The 14,138-nt window shown below is 68.5% G+C and carries 15 protein-coding genes; 3 read left to right on the plus strand and 12 right to left on the minus strand.

The genetic code is table 11. The features are described 5' to 3' along the window. The first annotated feature begins 91 nt into the window (after positions 1 to 91). Positions 92 to 784 carry a glutathione S-transferase gene (locus QFZ54_RS05230; protein ID WP_307085084.1) on the plus strand — a complete coding sequence of 231 codons (693 nt, stop codon included), beginning with the start codon at positions 92 to 94 and terminating at the stop codon, positions 782 to 784. Between the two features lie 371 nt (positions 785 to 1,155). Beyond that, a complete protein-coding gene (locus QFZ54_RS05235; protein WP_128452689.1) occupies positions 1,156 to 1,425 on the plus strand; it encodes a DUF1488 family protein in 270 nt (89 codons plus the stop codon). Between the two features lie 94 nt (positions 1,426 to 1,519). Here the strand turns inward: QFZ54_RS05235 and QFZ54_RS05240 are convergent, their stop codons facing one another. The 7 genes from QFZ54_RS05240 to cbiE form a co-directional block, all read right to left on the minus strand. Continuing rightward, on the minus strand, positions 1,520 to 1,642 hold the full coding sequence (locus QFZ54_RS05240; RefSeq protein WP_302675570.1) for a hypothetical protein: 123 nt from the start codon (positions 1,640 to 1,642) through the stop codon (positions 1,520 to 1,522). Between the two features lie 159 nt (positions 1,643 to 1,801). Further along, positions 1,802 to 2,569 carry a precorrin-6A synthase (deacetylating) gene (gene cobF, locus QFZ54_RS05245; protein ID WP_307085089.1) on the minus strand — a complete coding sequence of 256 codons (768 nt, stop codon included), beginning with the start codon at positions 2,567 to 2,569 and terminating at the stop codon, positions 1,802 to 1,804. Next, the gene (gene cobA, locus QFZ54_RS05250; protein ID WP_307085091.1) at positions 2,566 to 3,285 is read right to left on the minus strand and encodes a uroporphyrinogen-III C-methyltransferase; all 720 of its coding nucleotides are present in this window, start codon (positions 3,283 to 3,285) and stop codon (positions 2,566 to 2,568) included. Before cobA ends, cobF begins: the two co-directional genes overlap by 4 nt. Next, entirely contained in the window at positions 3,282 to 4,589 is a 1,308-nt protein-coding gene (locus tag QFZ54_RS05255; RefSeq protein WP_307085093.1) for a cobyrinate a,c-diamide synthase, read from the minus strand. The genes cobA and QFZ54_RS05255 overlap by 4 nt, the downstream gene beginning before the upstream one ends. Then, positions 4,586 to 5,371: a precorrin-4 C(11)-methyltransferase gene (cobM, locus tag QFZ54_RS05260; RefSeq protein WP_307085095.1), complete on the minus strand. Its 786-nt coding sequence runs from the start codon at positions 5,369 to 5,371 to the stop codon at positions 4,586 to 4,588. Before cobM ends, QFZ54_RS05255 begins: the two co-directional genes overlap by 4 nt. Next, a complete protein-coding gene (locus tag QFZ54_RS05265) occupies positions 5,368 to 5,760 on the minus strand; it encodes a cobalamin biosynthesis protein (RefSeq protein WP_307085097.1) in 393 nt (130 codons plus the stop codon). Before QFZ54_RS05265 ends, cobM begins: the two co-directional genes overlap by 4 nt. Then, the gene (gene cbiE, locus QFZ54_RS05270) at positions 5,742 to 6,950 is read right to left on the minus strand and encodes a precorrin-6y C5,15-methyltransferase (decarboxylating) subunit CbiE (protein ID WP_307085098.1); all 1,209 of its coding nucleotides are present in this window, start codon (positions 6,948 to 6,950) and stop codon (positions 5,742 to 5,744) included. Before cbiE ends, QFZ54_RS05265 begins: the two co-directional genes overlap by 19 nt. Here cbiE and QFZ54_RS05275 point away from each other — a divergent pair. Beyond that, positions 6,940 to 7,689 carry a cobalt-precorrin-6A reductase gene (locus tag QFZ54_RS05275; RefSeq protein ID WP_307085100.1) on the plus strand — a complete coding sequence of 250 codons (750 nt, stop codon included), beginning with the start codon at positions 6,940 to 6,942 and terminating at the stop codon, positions 7,687 to 7,689. The genes cbiE and QFZ54_RS05275 overlap by 11 nt on opposite strands. Here QFZ54_RS05275 and cobJ read toward each other — a convergent pair. Genes cobJ through cobN form a run of 5 tightly spaced genes read right to left on the minus strand, consistent with a single transcriptional unit; the run spans position 7,665 to position 14,138 of the window. Then, positions 7,665 to 8,414 (minus strand): precorrin-3B C(17)-methyltransferase, encoded by a 750-nt coding sequence (gene cobJ, locus QFZ54_RS05280; RefSeq protein ID WP_307085102.1) that lies wholly within the window; start codon positions 8,412 to 8,414, stop codon positions 7,665 to 7,667. The genes QFZ54_RS05275 and cobJ overlap by 25 nt on opposite strands. Then, complete coding sequence (cobI, locus tag QFZ54_RS05285; RefSeq protein ID WP_307085105.1) at positions 8,411 to 9,136, minus strand: precorrin-2 C(20)-methyltransferase; 726 nt, start codon at positions 9,134 to 9,136, stop codon at positions 8,411 to 8,413. Before cobI ends, cobJ begins: the two co-directional genes overlap by 4 nt. Then, on the minus strand, positions 9,133 to 9,762 hold the full coding sequence (locus tag QFZ54_RS05290; protein ID WP_307085107.1) for a precorrin-8X methylmutase: 630 nt from the start codon (positions 9,760 to 9,762) through the stop codon (positions 9,133 to 9,135). Before QFZ54_RS05290 ends, cobI begins: the two co-directional genes overlap by 4 nt. Continuing rightward, entirely contained in the window at positions 9,763 to 10,908 is a 1,146-nt protein-coding gene (locus QFZ54_RS05295; protein WP_307085110.1) for a cobalamin biosynthesis protein CobG, read from the minus strand. It abuts the gene before it with no gap. Continuing rightward, a complete protein-coding gene (gene cobN / locus QFZ54_RS05300; RefSeq protein WP_307085112.1) occupies positions 10,905 to 14,138 on the minus strand; it encodes a cobaltochelatase subunit CobN in 3,234 nt (1,077 codons plus the stop codon). Before cobN ends, QFZ54_RS05295 begins: the two co-directional genes overlap by 4 nt.

A 14,138-nucleotide genomic window follows, 5' to 3' on the forward strand; every position in this document is an offset into this window, starting at 1 on the left:
CCATCCGTACAAAACACTCGTTGCCAAGCAGGCACCGAGGATGCCGCGGCTTGGCGGTGGGCCTAAATGATCGAGTTATTGGTACGCCCCTATGACGACCCCGATCCTCTACAGCTTCCGACGCTGCCCTTTTGCGATCCGCGCGCGTCTCGCGATCGCGGCCAACGACCGTCGTGTTGAACTGCGCGAGATCGTCTTGCGGGACAAGCCGGCGGCGATGCTAGACGCGTCACCCAAGGGAACCGTGCCGGTGCTCGTACTGCCGGACGGGGCGGTGATCGACGAGAGCCTCGACATCATGCGCTGGGCTTGTGCGAACACACGTGATGCCGCGTGGCCGACCGGTAGCGACGCCGCGTTGATCGCGACGAACGACGGCGCCTTCAAACACCATCTCGATCGCTACAAATATGCTGACCGCTACGACGTCGATCCGATCGAACACCGCGATGCCGCGACGGGCTTGCTCCGCAACTTGGACGAGAGGCTAGACGCTGCTGACAGTCTCGGCAGCAGCCCGCAGTCGATGACCGATCTCGCGATCATGCCGTTCGTCCGCCAGTTCGCGCAGACCGATCGATCTTATTTCGCCGGCCTGCCGTTCGAGCGGCTCCACATGTGGTTAGCCATGCATCTCGGATCGACGCTGTTCGCCCAGGTCATGATACGCCCGGCGCCTTGGCAACCGGGAGGCCCTCGGATGTTGTTCCCGACGACGGACGCCCCGGCAAACCCAAAACTCCCAACCAGAACGCCTCCCGGTCAGCGATCGGAAAGTGGCTGAACGTCCGCTAGCTAAGCCATGCTCAGCCTCGAAGCGGCGCGCACGTAGGTGATGTTGGTCACGTTCGGCCTAACCATGGCGGTGCGGACGATATGCCCTTCCACAGCGGTAAACGCGCGCGATGCGGCCCGACAGCGCGAAGCAGAACAGCAGCACTAACGTTTATAGAAGTCGCGACGGCGGCGCGTCGAAATTGTCGTAATCGGCCGCAACGGTAGGACGCGACATTGACGATCCCAATGGCAGGAGTGATGCCCCTATTATCGCTCTACCCCAGCCCTGGTTACGATCTGCATGCAAACCACTGGGTTGAGCGCTTGCGCTGCCGCGCATGCGCAGGCAGTAGGCGGCCAAACCCCAGGAGTTCGAACATGGCAAATACCCTTGAAATCGATCAGGCGAGCGTCGTCGACAACGACATCCAGAAGCAGATCGAATTTTCCGGTGAGTTCGACGGCGACGAGTATGAGTTCGCGGTCAAGTACGCGGTGCTGAAGGAACTCAGCGGCGACGAGCCCGAGGACGACGGCATCGAGCTGTTCAATCGCTTCAACGACGATATCGTCGACGCTTGCCTCGCAGCGATCGAGCGCAAGCCGAACGCGACGACGATCGTCGTCGACGAAGACGATCTGGAATAAACAGGACCGGGGGAGCGACGGAGCGGCCTTTGCCATCCGTCGCTCCCCCTGCGCACTGGTCGTTGGAACGGCAGGTCGATCGACCCGCAGAGGTTCAGTCGCCGGTCACGAACCGTCTGATACGGGTCGAGTAGCGGCTGCCTACGAGTAAGGTCACGCCGAACAGCATTGACGCCCCCCATATCGCCGCGATGGCGATAATGACGAATTTCACCATGGTCGGACTCCGACGTTGTTTCGTTATCTGGGTTTCGATAACTGGGTTTCGATGGCTGGCGCTTACGCCCGCCAAGACGGATATCGGCTGAACGGAATAGCAATCCAAGGTTCAGGTTAAGCTGAGTTTCCGTGTCGCCCCTGTATGGTTGGGTCGCGCTCAGGTCGCTTTTGTCGTCGAGCGTCGGCGCAGGACGTAGATGTCCATGATCCAGCCGTGCCGCTCGCGCAGCGCAGCGCGCGTCCGCATGATCTGCGGCCCGATGCGGTCGAGCGGACCGGCCAGCAGCGCTTGATGCGGCATGCCGAGATAGGCGCCCCACCAGATGTCGATCCCTTCCGGAACGAGCGCTTCGAACGCGCCGCCGCCATCCAGCATCACCGCGACGGTGTCGGCGCCGGCTGGCCACCCCCCTGCCCTCAGGCGGCGCCCGGTGGTGATCAGGACCGGCGCGCCCAGCGTATTCAGGGGGATGGCATGCGCCGCGGTCAGCACTTGCAGGCTGGTGATGCCGGGCTCGACATGAACCCGCAGCGCGATCCCGTTGGCGCGCAGCCGGTCCGCGATCCGCAGCGTGCTGTCGTACAGCGACGGATCGCCCCAGACGAGTAACGCCAGGCGACCGCCGTCGGGCAGATGCGTTGCGATCCGAGTGGCCCAGGCTGCGGCGATCGCGTCGTGCCAATCCTCGACGGCTTCGAGATACGGTGCGCGGGCGTCGCGTATGGGGAGGTCGAACTCGACCACGCGGGTCGAGCCGGTCAGGACGTCGGCGCAGATCGTGCGGCGCAGGTCGATCAGATCGGACTTCGCATCGCCCTTGCGGGGGAGAAGGATCAGGTCGGCGGCGTTCATTGCCTTGATCGCGGCGCGCGTGAGGTGATTGGGGTTACCGGTGCCGATGCCGATCAGGTGGAGATCGATCATTCGGCGTCCATGAGCGGACCGTAGAGGATCAGCGCGGGCTTGCTGGAAAAGCCTGCCTGCAACTGCTCGGCCAGGTCTGCGATCGTCGAGCGGGTCAGGGACTGGTCGGGATGGCCGATATTCTCCGCGATCAGTGCAGGCGTGTCCGGGGACAGGCCGTGCTCGATCAGCGATGCGGCCAGCGCCGGGAAAGTGCGCTTGGGCATGAAGACCACCGTCGTCGCCTCGGGATCGGCCAGTGCGGCCATGTTGCGCTGTTCGGGCAGGTCGCCGGTGACGTCGTGGCCGGTGACGAACTGGACGCGACGGGCACTGAGCCGGCGGGTGAGCGGGATCTGCGCGGCGGCGGCGGCGGCGCTGGCGGCGCTGATGCCGGGGATGATCTCGAACGGGATGCCGGCGGTCCTCAGCGCGACGATCTCTTCCTCTAGGCGCCCGAACATCCCTGCGTCGCCGGACTTGAGGCGAACCACGCGGATGCCGGTCCGGGCGTACTCGACCAGCAGTTGCGAGACGTGCGCCTGGGTCGGCGACGGGCGACCGGCGCGCTTGCCGACCGCGACGAGGTCGGCCCCCGGGCGGGCGTGGCCGAGGACCGCGGAGGACAGGTCGTCGAACAGCACTGCGTCGGCGGATTGCAACCGCGCGACGGCTTTCAACGTCAGCAGTTCGGGATCGCCGGGGCCCGAGCCGACGAACGAGACGAAACCGGTCATGATGGGCTCGCGATCATGTGGAAGAAGCTACCGGTGACGTGGCCGCGATGCGAGCCGGTTTCGGCGACCGGATTGCCCTCGGCATCGGTGACGTGCGCAAGCGGCGCATCCGGCTGGTCGATGATCGTCGAGTAATGGAACTCGTGGCCGGTGAGCGCGGCGCCCGCCGCGAAGCCGCCCATCGGCGCGTGCAGCGTCGCATTGCGGTAGCCAAGGTGCATCTTCCGCTGGGCGTAGCTGGTGATGAGGCCGAGCAGACCGGCCATCCGGTGACGCGTGCCATCGGCGTCGATCAGCCCTTCACCAAGTGCCATATAGCCGCCGCACTCGCCGTGGACGGGGCGCGTGCGTGCGTGTTCGCCGAGGGCTGCGTGAAACTTGCGCGCTTCCGCAAGCTTGCCCGCGTGGAGTTCGGGATAACCGCCGGGCAGCCAAACCAGATCGGCGTGCGCGGCCGGGGCTTCGTCGGCGAGCGGCGAGAACGGCATGATCTCGGCGCCCGCCCGCCGCCAGCCCTCGAGCACGTGCGCGTAAGTGAACGAGAAGGCCGCGTCCTGGGCGAGCGCGATGCGCTGGGCGGGTGGCCGGATCCAGCTTTGTGCACCTTCCGCCCGGGCGCCGGCTGAAGCCGCGTCGCGGAGTGCGGGAATGTCGACATGCGCGCGGAGGAACGTCGCATAGTCGTCGATGCGCGCGTCGAGGTCGGGGTGCTCGGCGGCCTGCACCAACCCGAGGTGGCGCTCCGGCAGCTTCAGGTCGCCGCGCCTTGGCAGCGATCCGAACACGCGGATTCCGACTGCGTCCATGCCGCTGCGCGCCAGACGTTCGTGGCGGGGGCTGGCGACGCGGTTGAGGATGACGCCGGCGATCGGCACGCTGGCATCGTAGCGGCTGAAGCCCAGCGCGGTGGCGGCGGCGGACTGTGCCTGGCCCGAGACGTCGATCACGAGCACGACCGGCCAGCCCATCCTGCGGGCGATATCGGCACTGGCGCCGTTGCCGGTTGCGCCCGGCTTCGCGACCCCGTCGAAGAGCCCCATCGAGCCTTCCGCCAGCGCGAAGTCCGCGTCGTCGGCATTGGCGGCGAGCGTGTCGAGCATCGTGGCGGGCATCGACCAGCTGTCGAGATTGAACGACGCGCGGCCGCTGGCGGCGCGGTGGAAGGCGGGATCGATATAATCGGGGCCGCTCTTGAACGGCTGGACCGCGAGGCCGTCGTCGCGGAGCGCGCGAAGGAGGCCGAGCATGACGGTGGTCTTGCCGGTGCCCGAGGCGGGCGCGGCGATGAGCAGGCCGGGGGTCATGCGAGGTCTCCGGCGAACTTCGAGTCTGCGGATTGGGGACGGAAGCGGCGGTCATAACCGGTTGCGTAGAGGCTGCTTTCGACGAAATTCTCCGCGGCCAGGGCTTTGCCGACGAGGATCAGCGCGGTGCGATCGGGTTTGCCTTCGATAGCCTGCGCGATCGTCGCGAGCGTGGCGCGCTCGAGCTGCTGGTCGGGCCAGCTCGCGCGCCAGACGATCGCCACCGGGCATTCCGGGCCATACGACGGCATGAGGTCCGCGACGACCTGCGCCAGATTGTGGACCGAGAGATGGATCGCGAGCGTCGCGCCGGTTGCCGCGAACGCGGTCAGGGTCTCGGCGGCGGGCATCGTGCTGGCGCGGCCGGGCGTGCGGGTCAGCACCACCGATTGCACGAGTTCGGGGAGCGTCAGTTCGACCTCCAGCGCGGCGGCGGCGGCGGCGAAGGCGGGGACGCCGGGGGTGATCGTGAACGGGATATCGAGGTCGCGGAGGCGGCGCAGTTGCTCGCCCATCGCCGACCAGATCGACAGGTCGCCGGAATGGAGCCGCGCGACGTCCTGCCCGGCGTCGTGTGCGGTCTGGATCTCCCCGATGATCTGATCGAGCGACAGCGGCGCGGTGTTGACGATGCGCGCGCCGGGGGGACAGTGATCGAGCATCGCCGTCGGGATCAGCGAGCCGGCATAGAGGCAGACGGGCGAACCGGCGATCCGGTCGCGACCGCGTAGGGTGAGCAGATCCGGTGCGCCGGGGCCTGCGCCGATGAAGTGGACGGTCATGCAGCGGGTCCTTCGACACCCGATCGAGCAATGGCGCAGGTGGCCATCCGGTCGGGCGAGATATGGCGGGTGGCGAGAAGCTGCGCGCCAGGGCCGGCAGCTGCGAGGGCCGAGGCTTCGGCGACGCTGCCGGTCTGGCGGGCTTCGAGGCTGGCGATCGACTGCGTTTGCGTTATCGGCACCCGCAACGCGTCGGGTGGTACGGCGATCACGGGTAGACCCAGCGCCTCCGCCAGTTCCGAAACGAGCGTCAGCTTGTCGAGGGGTGCCGCCAGAGCCTTCACGGGCGCGCATTCGTGCTGCGCCGCGGCGAGCGCGGTACACAGCGAAGCGACGTTCGCGCCCGTGCGAAATCCGAAGCCGGCGACGATCAGGACACGACGCTCCACTGGACGACGGGAAAGCTCGCTCGCCAGCCGCGGCGTGTACCGAGCGGGGCGGCGTCGGACAGTTCTATCCGCATGAGCGTGCCGCCCTTCGCTGCGTGCCAGCCGGCCAAGAGCGCTTCGGATTCAAGCGTGACGGCGTTGGCGACGAGGCGGGCGCCGGCTGGAAGTGCTTTCCAGAGTGCGTCCAGCATCGCGTCCGAAAGCCCCCCGCCGATGAAGACGGCGTCGGGTATGGCCTGGTCTGCAAGGGCACCGGGTGCGCGGCCTTCGACGACTTGCAGCCGGTCGACGCCAAGGGCCGCGGCGTTGTTGCGGATGCGGTCGGCGCGGACGGGGTCGGCTTCGAATGCCATGGCGTTGGTGGATGGATGGGAAAGCAGCCATTCGATCCCGATCGAGCCCGAGCCTGCACCGATATCCCACAGCGTCTCGCCGGGTTTCGGAGCGAGCGCGGACAGCGTCAGCGCGCGGACCGGGCGCTTGGTGATCTGGCCATCATGCTCGAACCACGCGTCGGGCAGGCCGGAGGTTCGCGGTAGCACCGTGCCGCCGCCGGCAAACGCGATGCCGATCGCGACGGGATGAGCGATGTCGTCAAACGCCAGCGTGGCGGCGGTCGCTCCGCGGATGCGTTGGCGGGGGCCGCCAAGGGCTTCGAGGATGTGGAGATGCGATGCGCCGAAGCCGAGATCGTCCAGATAGCAGGCGAGTTTCGCCACCGCCTCGCCGTCACGGAGCAGGACGAGGGCGCGGCGGTCTGGTGCGATGTGCTGGCGAAGGCGTGACAGGGGCGCGGCGTGGAGACCGAGACAGGCGGTATCCTGGAGCGGCCAGCCGAGACGCGCGGCGGCAAGGCTGAACGTGGAGAGCGCGGGGTAAGCGACCCACTCGGTCGGTACGAGGTGGCGCGTGATGGAAGTGCCTGCGCCGAACCAGAACGGATCGCCGGACACGAGCATCGCCACTAGTCGGCCGCGGTGCTCCAGCAGGCGGGGAATGCCCGCGTCGAACGGGACTGGCCAGGGCATGACCTCGCTCTTAAGGTCCGGGAGGAGGGCGAGGTGACGGGTTGCGCCGGTCACCAGGTCGGCCTCGGCGAGTGCTGTTTTTGCCGCCACGGACAGGCCGGCCGTGCCGTCTTCGCCCAACCCGATGATCGCCAGCCAGGGAGTGTCAGCCATGTCGAACATCCTGGTGCTGGGCGGCACGACCGAGGCCAGCGCGCTGGCTGCGATGCTGGCCGGGCGAGGCGATGCGGCCGTGTTGAGCTACGCCGGGCGCGTGGCGAACCCAAAGGTGCAGCCGATCCCGGTGCGGGTCGGCGGCTTTGGCGGCGTCGAGGGGCTGGTCGCGTATCTGCGAGCGCACGGCGTGACGCATCTGGTCGATGCGACGCATCCGTTCGCGGCCCGAATGAGCGCGAATGCCGTCATGGCTGCGGCGCGTGCGAAGGTGGCGCACATCGCCTTGACGCGCCCCGCCTGGGTGCTCGGTCCGGGTGATCGCTGGACGCGGGTGACCGATATCGAGGATGCTGCCGCGGCGTTGGCTGGCCCCGCGCGGCGCGTGATGCTCGCGCTGGGGCGGATGCATGTCGATGCGTTCGCGGTGCAGCCTCAGCACGAGTATCTGTTGCGGTTCGTCGACGCGCCAGAGCAGACGCCCGGGTTGCCGCGGCATCATCTGGTGGTCGATCGCGGGCCGTTCGATGTCGACGGCGACCGGCGGTTGATGGCGGCGCACGGGATCGAGCTGGTGGTCTGCAAGAACGCCGGCGGCATGGGCGCGCAGGCGAAGCTGGGCGCGGCGCGTGCGCTCGGACTCCGCATGATCATGATCGATCGGCCGGCCCTGCCCGCTCGGTTGGAGGTGCATGCGGCGGAGGACGTGCTGCACTGGCTCGATCATGGTGCCGACCGGGGCGTGTAGAGGATCGGCCCGGCCGGGCGGTCGATGATCCGGGTCAGGCTGGAGCCGATGATGATCATCGTCCGCATGTCGGCCATCTCGGCGCGGGCTTCGGTGAGGGGCAAGATACGGAGGGTTTCCTCAGGCGTCGAGACGGCGCGGGCGAACAGCACCGGGCGGGCGTCGCGGCAGGTATCGCGGAGGATCTCGAAGACGCGGATCAGGGCGTCGGGGCGTGCCTTCGATCGGGGGTTGTAGAAGGCGATCGCGAAGTCGGCCTCGGCGGCGAGGCGCACGCGGCGTTCGATCAGCGGCCAGGGTTTGAGATTGTCGGACAGGTTAATCGCGCAGAAATCATGGCCGAGCGGCGCGCCTGCGCGGGCGCTCGCGGCGAGCATCGCGGTGATGCCGGGGAATACGCGGACGTCGAGATCGCGCCATACCTGCGGGCCGGCTTCGAGCGCTTCGAACACCGCCGCGGCCATGGCGAACACGCCCGGATCGCCCGAGGATACGACGACCACGCGGTGGCCTTGGGACGCGAGGTTGAGGGCGTGCGTGGCGCGGTCGAGTTCGACGCGGTTGTCGGTCGGGTGGAGCGTCAGGCCATCGCGGGGGGCGACGCGCGCGACATAGGGGATGTAGCCGACGACGTCGGTCGCTTCGGCGAGCGCGGCGGTGACTTCGGGGGTCACGAGGTTCGGATCGCCCGGGCCGAGGCCTGCGATCGCCAGCCAGCCGGTCATGGCCGCCGTCCTTGGCCGTGGATCAGCAGGATCGAGAAATAGGGCGTGATCGCGTCCGCCTCGCAAAGCCGCGTGACGCGCTGATCGGCCATCGCGGCGTATTCCACCAGCCACGCCTCGCTCTCGCGTCCGGCGGCGGCGACGGCGCGGCGGAGCTTGGCGAGGTGGCGGCCGATCTTCATCACCACCAGCGCGTCGGTGTCGCGGATCCGACGGACCAGATCCTCCTCGGGGAGCGTGCCCATCAGGACCGTCAGGACGTCATCGCCCCACGTGATCGGCGCGCCGCTCGCGGTCCATGCGCCCGACATGCCGGTGATGCCGGGGACGACCGCGACCGGCGCGATCGTCTGGAGCCGCGTGTAGAGGTGCATGAACGAGCCGTAGAAGAACGGGTCGCCCTCGCACAGTACGACGACGTCTTCGCCGGTGTGGGCGAGTGTGGCGAGATGGTCGATGCAGGCCTCGTAAAACGCCGACAGGCAGTCATTGTAGCGCGGGTCCGAGACCGGGATCTCGGTGGTGACGGGGTATTCCATCGCAAATTCGATCACGTCGGCGCGGAGCATCCCGTCGACGATCTTCCGCGCCTGACCGGGACGTCCGGCCTTGCGAAAATAGGCGACGTGGCGCGCGCCGCGGACGAGTCGATCCGACCGGACGCTCATAAGGTCCTGCGCGCCAGGGCCTAGGCCTACGCCGTGGATCGTGCCGGGTGTCACTCGGTACCGCTCGCGAGCGCGTTGATAGCGGCGACGGTGATCGCGCTGCCGCCCATCCGGCCCTCGACGACGACGCAAGGCACCGGCTGGTCGGTCCACAGTGCGGCCTTGGATTCGACCGCGCCGACGAAGCCGACCGGGCAGCCGATGATCGCTGCCGGACGCGGGCAGTCCGGGTCTTCGAGCATGTTTAGGAGGTGGAACAATGCGGTTGGCGCATTGCCGATCGCGACGACGGCGCCGGCAAGATGTGGGCGCCAGAGTTCGAGTGCGGCGGCGGATCTGGTATTGCCCATCGTCCGCGCAAGATCGAGCGTTTCGGGGGCGTGGAGCGTGCAGACGATGCGGTTGTCGGCGGGCAATCTGGCCTTCGTGATGCCTTCGGTGACCATGCGGGCGTCGCATAGGATCGGGGCGCCGGCCTGTAGCGCGCGTCGGGCTTCGCTGGCGAAAGTGCGCGTGAAGCGGATGTGCTGGGCTAGGCCGACGAGCCCGGCGGCGTGGATCATGCGGACGGCGACGGGCTCTTCCTCGGGCGAGAAGCGGGCGAGATCGGCTTCGGCACGGATCATCGCGAAGGACTGGCGGTAGATCGCCGCGCCGTCGGTTTCATAGGCGTACGGCATTCAGGCGGCTCCGAAATGGGTGAGGATCTGCGCGGCATCGAGGCCTGCACGGGTGGGTGGCGCACCGGCACGGGCGTCGAAGGCGAGGTCGTAGCGACCGTAGCGACCGGTCAGCGTCACGTCGGCGGCGCGCGCGCGGGCGCATCCCTTAGCGCATCCGGAGACATGGAGGCGGCCGGTGACGTGAGGAGCGAGACGGTGGGCTAGGTTGCGGGTTTCTACCGTGGCTTGCGGGCACGACGGCGCGCCGACGCAGGCATCTACGAGGAGGATCGGTGCGGATGGAGCGGTGATGAAGTCGGCCGGGTCAGGCTGGACCGTAAGCAGCGCGACGGCCTCGCAGATCACGATATGCCACGGGGTCGGGCGGATCGCTACGATTGCGGGTTCGGCTTCGAGGAGGCGGCGCAACGCCGACGTTGCAACGCGACCGAATGGCAGGCCGAGGGCAGTGCCGAGCAGGTGCCGGCCGGGCTGGGCCCGGTCGATGGATGCGGCGGAGGCTTCTGTTGCAGCGGCCCAATAGGGAAGCGCCGCGGCGTGTCGCGCCATACGGCCACTGGCGGTGCCGCCGCTCTCGACGAACCAGTGGGCAAGCGCGATCAAATGATCGACTTCGGTGCCGGGCGCCAACGGCGTACCGAGGTCACGGCCATCTGCGCGAAGGACCAAATGGCCGGAGGCGGCGCGTTCGATCCGAAAGTCTGCGGGGGCGTCCTTGAGCGTCGGCGCGGCGCCGGCGTCGATCGCGAAACCGAATTTGCCGGGAAGATCGGGCAGTTCCGGCAGGCGGGCGCGCAATGCCGCGGCGATGCGGTGCGTATCGTCGCCGGCGCGCCACTCGGGGGCAACGAGGAGGTTGGCGCGCGCCTCTCGGGTCGGATCCGGGTCGATCAGGCCGAGGTCGAGCAATGCTTCGATCAGCGGACGCCAGCTATCCTCGCGAACGCCGCGTATCTGGAGATTGCCGCGGGTGGTGGCGTCGATCTGGCCGTTGCCGTACGCCGTTGCCGCTTCGCATAAGCCGAGCACCTGGACGCGTGTGAGCCGCCCGAGCGGGGGACGGACGCGCACTAGCAGGCCGTCGCCCGCCATCATCGGGCGCCACGCGTCGGGGCACCAGCCTTTGACCTCGAATGCGTTCATGCCCGCAGGTCCAGCGCTGCAAGGATCGAGTTGCGACGGGTCGGCCAGAGGTCTGCGGCGTGGAGCGCGGCGAACCGCGCCTGCATCGCTGCGAGCGCACCCGGGTTGGCTTCGGCGAGGAAGGCGTGGACGTCGTCGCGGCCTAGCGTCGCGTCGTAATAGAGGTCGATCAGTTCTGGGCGGACCGCGCTGGCGAGATGCGTGAAGGCGCCGAGGTGATCGAGCGTGGCGGCGATCTCCGCTCCCCCGCGAAAGCCGTGGCGCATCATGCCGTCGACCCAGGCTGGGTTGGCGGCGCGGGCGTGGACGACGCGGGCGATCTCTTCCTTGAGCGGGCGGGCCTTGGCCTGGTCCGGGTTCCGTGCGTCGAGGTGGTAGAGCGTGGCGCTCCCTCCTGCGACCGATTGCGCGGCGGCGAAGCCGGCTTCGTGCGCGGCATAGTCGGCGGCGAGAAGGAGGTCGGTTTCGGGCAGGTCCTGGACGTGGACGAAGGCATCAGCTGCAGCGACGCGGTCGCGGATGCCGGTCGGGTCGAACGTGTCGTTGCCGTCGTCGAGCGCGTGGCTGGAGGCGGACAGCCACGCTTTGCCGGCTTCCAGTCGCGCCGCTGGCGTGTAGGTTTCGGCGGCGTCGCCCATGCTAAGGCCGTAGCGGCCGGGTTCGGGGCCGTAGACGCGAGCGCTGACGGGCTTGCCGACGAAGGGATTCCAGTCTGCCGGTTCGTCGCGTGCAGCGAGCGCTCGGACGGTCTGGCCGAACATCGTGCAGAGCGTTGGGAAGGCGTCGCGGAACAGGCCGGAGACACGAAGCGTGACGTCGATGCGGGGGCGGTCGAAGTTCGCCAGCGGCAGGATCTCGACGCCCCTCACGCGGTCCGACTGCATGTCCCACACTGGCTCCGCGCCGAGCAGGTGGAGCGCCATCGCGAACTCTTCGCCTGCGGTCCGCATTGTCGCAGACGCCCAGAGATCGACGACGAGATTGCGGGGGTAGTCGCCGTGATCCTGCAGATGACGGCGGACGAGTTCGTCGGCGAGCTTTACGCCTTGGGTATGGGCGGCGCGCGAGGGGACTGCACGCGGATCGGTGGTGTAGAGGTTGCGGCCGGTCGGGAGGACGTCGGCGCGGCCTCGCCACGGGGAGCCGGAGGGGCCTGATGCGACGCGTTTGCCTTGGAGCGCGGACCGGAGACCGAGGCGTTCGGCGGCGCCGTGCTCGCCGCGGCCGTAGATATGGAGGCCGTCGCCGTACTGGCTTTCCTTCACGTCACAGACGAACGTGTCGATGCGGGTGATCGCTTCCGACTGGGACTGCGCGTCGTCGAGGCCCAGCGTGGCGGCGAGGCCGGTGGCGGTGGCTTCGTCGCGGATGTCGCGTTGCAGGCGGTCGCGGCGCGCGGGATCGAGGCCGTCGGCGTTGGAGAATTCGTCGAGCAGCGCTTCGAGGCGGCCGAGACCGGCGCCGGTGCGGGTGCGTTCGAGCGGCGGCGGGACGTGGCCGAGCGTGACCGCGCCGATGCGGCGTTTGGCTTGCGCCGCTTCGCCGGGGTCGTTGACGATGAACGGGTAGATGACGGGCATCGCGCCGACGAGCGCTTCGGGCCAGCAGGCGTCGAACAGCGCGACCGACTTGCCGGGGAGCCATTCGAGCGTGCCGTGCGCGCCGACATGGACCAGCGCATCGGTGCCACGCGCGTGAAGCCAGAGGTAGAAGGCGACATAGGCGTGGCAAGGGCAGCGCGAGAGGTCGTGATACTCTTCCGCACGGTGCTCGGTTCGGCCGCGTTCGGGTTGGAGGGCGACGAGCGCCCCGCCCCGGTCGATCGCGGTGAAAGCGAAGTCTCCCGTTGGATCGCCCCACGTTTCCCGAAGGTCCTTTCGCAGAGCTTCGGGGAGGTGCACGAGGGCTTTGCGGTACTCGGCGAGCGGCCAGTGGATGCGCGAGGTGGCCAGATCGGTTGCGTCGGGCGTGATCGCGTAGCCGACTTCGGTCAGGTCGGCGAGGATCGCTTGCGTAGAGGCGAGCGCGTCGAGGCCGACGGCGTGCGCCATCTGGTAAGCCTTGCCTGGATAGGTCGAGAGGACGATCGCGATGCGGTGGTCGGCGACGGGTTTGCTGGCAAGGTTCGTCCAGGCTTCGATCCGCGCAGCGATCGCAGTGATGCGCGCGGGGTCGGCGCGGTGTTCGCGGCGGGTGTATTCGAGGTCACCGTCCCTCGCCGCGGCTTCCTTGAAGCTGGCGACGCCGGCGAAGAGGCGGCCGTCCACTTCGGGAAGGACCACGTGCATGGCGAGGTCGGCGGGCGACAGGCCGCGGGTGGCACCGGCCCAGGCTGCGCGGTCGGAGGTGGCGAGCGCAATCTGGAAGACGGGGACGTTGGCGCCGTCGAGTGGGGTCGTGTCGCTCGCGCCGCGTGCAGAGAACGCGGTGGCGTTGACGATCGCAGCGGGCTTCAGGGCCGTGACCCAGCGGGATAGCCAACCGGCTGCGTCTGGGGCTTTCAAGGAGGGCGCGAAGAGGCCGATGACGTCGAAGCCTCGCGCCGTCAGTTCGGCATGGAGCGCTTCAATCGGGTGGAGGTCTGCGGCGGTCAAGTAGGAGCGGTAGAATACGACCAGCACGCGGGGGCGGTGCGCGTTGAGCTCGAATGCGGCCGGGCAGGTCACGCCGTCGTGCGGTTGCCAGCCGCCGACGTCGGCGATCGCTCGGACGCCGGTTACCGGGCCTGCGTAGCAGCCGGCGGCCAGTGCGAACTGGGCCAGCGCCGCTTGGGCCGCAACCGCGCCGCCGGTGTCGCAGAGATGGGCCAGGCGGCGCAGCGTCGACAGCGGGATCGTCGAAGCGGCGTCGAGGCGCGTGTCGATGCGACCGTCCGCGGCGAGAACAGCGAGCGCGATGCCCTTCTCGCGTGCGAGGTTTTCGACCTGTTGCAGGCCGTAGCTCCAATAGGAGCGGCCCCCGATCAGCCGAATCAGGATGCCCTTCGCGCCGGCCAACGTTTGCTCGACATAGGTGTCTACTGAGAGCGGGTGCTGGAGCGCGGTCAGGTTTGCGAGGCGGAGCGACGGCAGTCGGCTTCCGGCGGCATCCGCACGTCTCCAGCCCGCGGCGAACGCGCCGAGGTCACCGTCGGAGAAGGACAGGACGACGAGATCTGCGGGGGATTGGGCCAGGTCCTGCGGGACCGCGCTTTCCTCCAGCCCGTGGGTCTCGCGGAAGACGACGTGCAT

It is taken from the genome of Sphingomonas faeni, from assembly GCF_030817315.1.
Classification (GTDB): domain Bacteria; phylum Pseudomonadota; class Alphaproteobacteria; order Sphingomonadales; family Sphingomonadaceae; genus Sphingomonas; species Sphingomonas faeni_C.

Excerpts from the sequence above, each read along its gene's own strand:
- QFZ54_RS05230 (WP_307085084.1), top strand. The coding sequence starts at position 92 with ATGACGACCCCGATCCTCTACAGCTTCCGACGCTGCCCTTTTGCGATC.
- QFZ54_RS05235 (WP_128452689.1), top strand. The coding sequence starts at position 1,156 with ATGGCAAATACCCTTGAAATCGATCAGGCGAGCGTCGTCGACAACGAC.
- QFZ54_RS05240 (WP_302675570.1), bottom strand. The coding sequence starts at position 1,642 with ATGGTGAAATTCGTCATTATCGCCATCGCGGCGATATGGGGGGCGTCA.
- cobF (WP_307085089.1), bottom strand. The coding sequence starts at position 2,569 with ATGATCGATCTCCACCTGATCGGCATCGGCACCGGTAACCCCAATCAC.
- cobA (WP_307085091.1), bottom strand. The coding sequence starts at position 3,285 with ATGACCGGTTTCGTCTCGTTCGTCGGCTCGGGCCCCGGCGATCCCGAA.
- QFZ54_RS05255 (WP_307085093.1), bottom strand. The coding sequence starts at position 4,589 with ATGACCCCCGGCCTGCTCATCGCCGCGCCCGCCTCGGGCACCGGCAAG.
- cobM (WP_307085095.1), bottom strand. The coding sequence starts at position 5,371 with ATGACCGTCCACTTCATCGGCGCAGGCCCCGGCGCACCGGATCTGCTC.
- QFZ54_RS05275 (WP_307085100.1), top strand. The coding sequence starts at position 6,940 with ATGTCGAACATCCTGGTGCTGGGCGGCACGACCGAGGCCAGCGCGCTG.
- cbiE (WP_307085098.1), bottom strand. The coding sequence starts at position 6,950 with ATGTTCGACATGGCTGACACTCCCTGGCTGGCGATCATCGGGTTGGGC.
- cobJ (WP_307085102.1), bottom strand. The coding sequence starts at position 8,414 with ATGACCGGCTGGCTGGCGATCGCAGGCCTCGGCCCGGGCGATCCGAAC.
- QFZ54_RS05290 (WP_307085107.1), bottom strand. The coding sequence starts at position 9,762 with ATGCCGTACGCCTATGAAACCGACGGCGCGGCGATCTACCGCCAGTCC.
- QFZ54_RS05295 (WP_307085110.1), bottom strand. The coding sequence starts at position 10,908 with ATGAACGCATTCGAGGTCAAAGGCTGGTGCCCCGACGCGTGGCGCCCG.
- cobN (WP_307085112.1), bottom strand. The coding sequence starts at position 14,138 with ATGCACGTCGTCTTCCGCGAGACCCACGGGCTGGAGGAAAGCGCGGTC.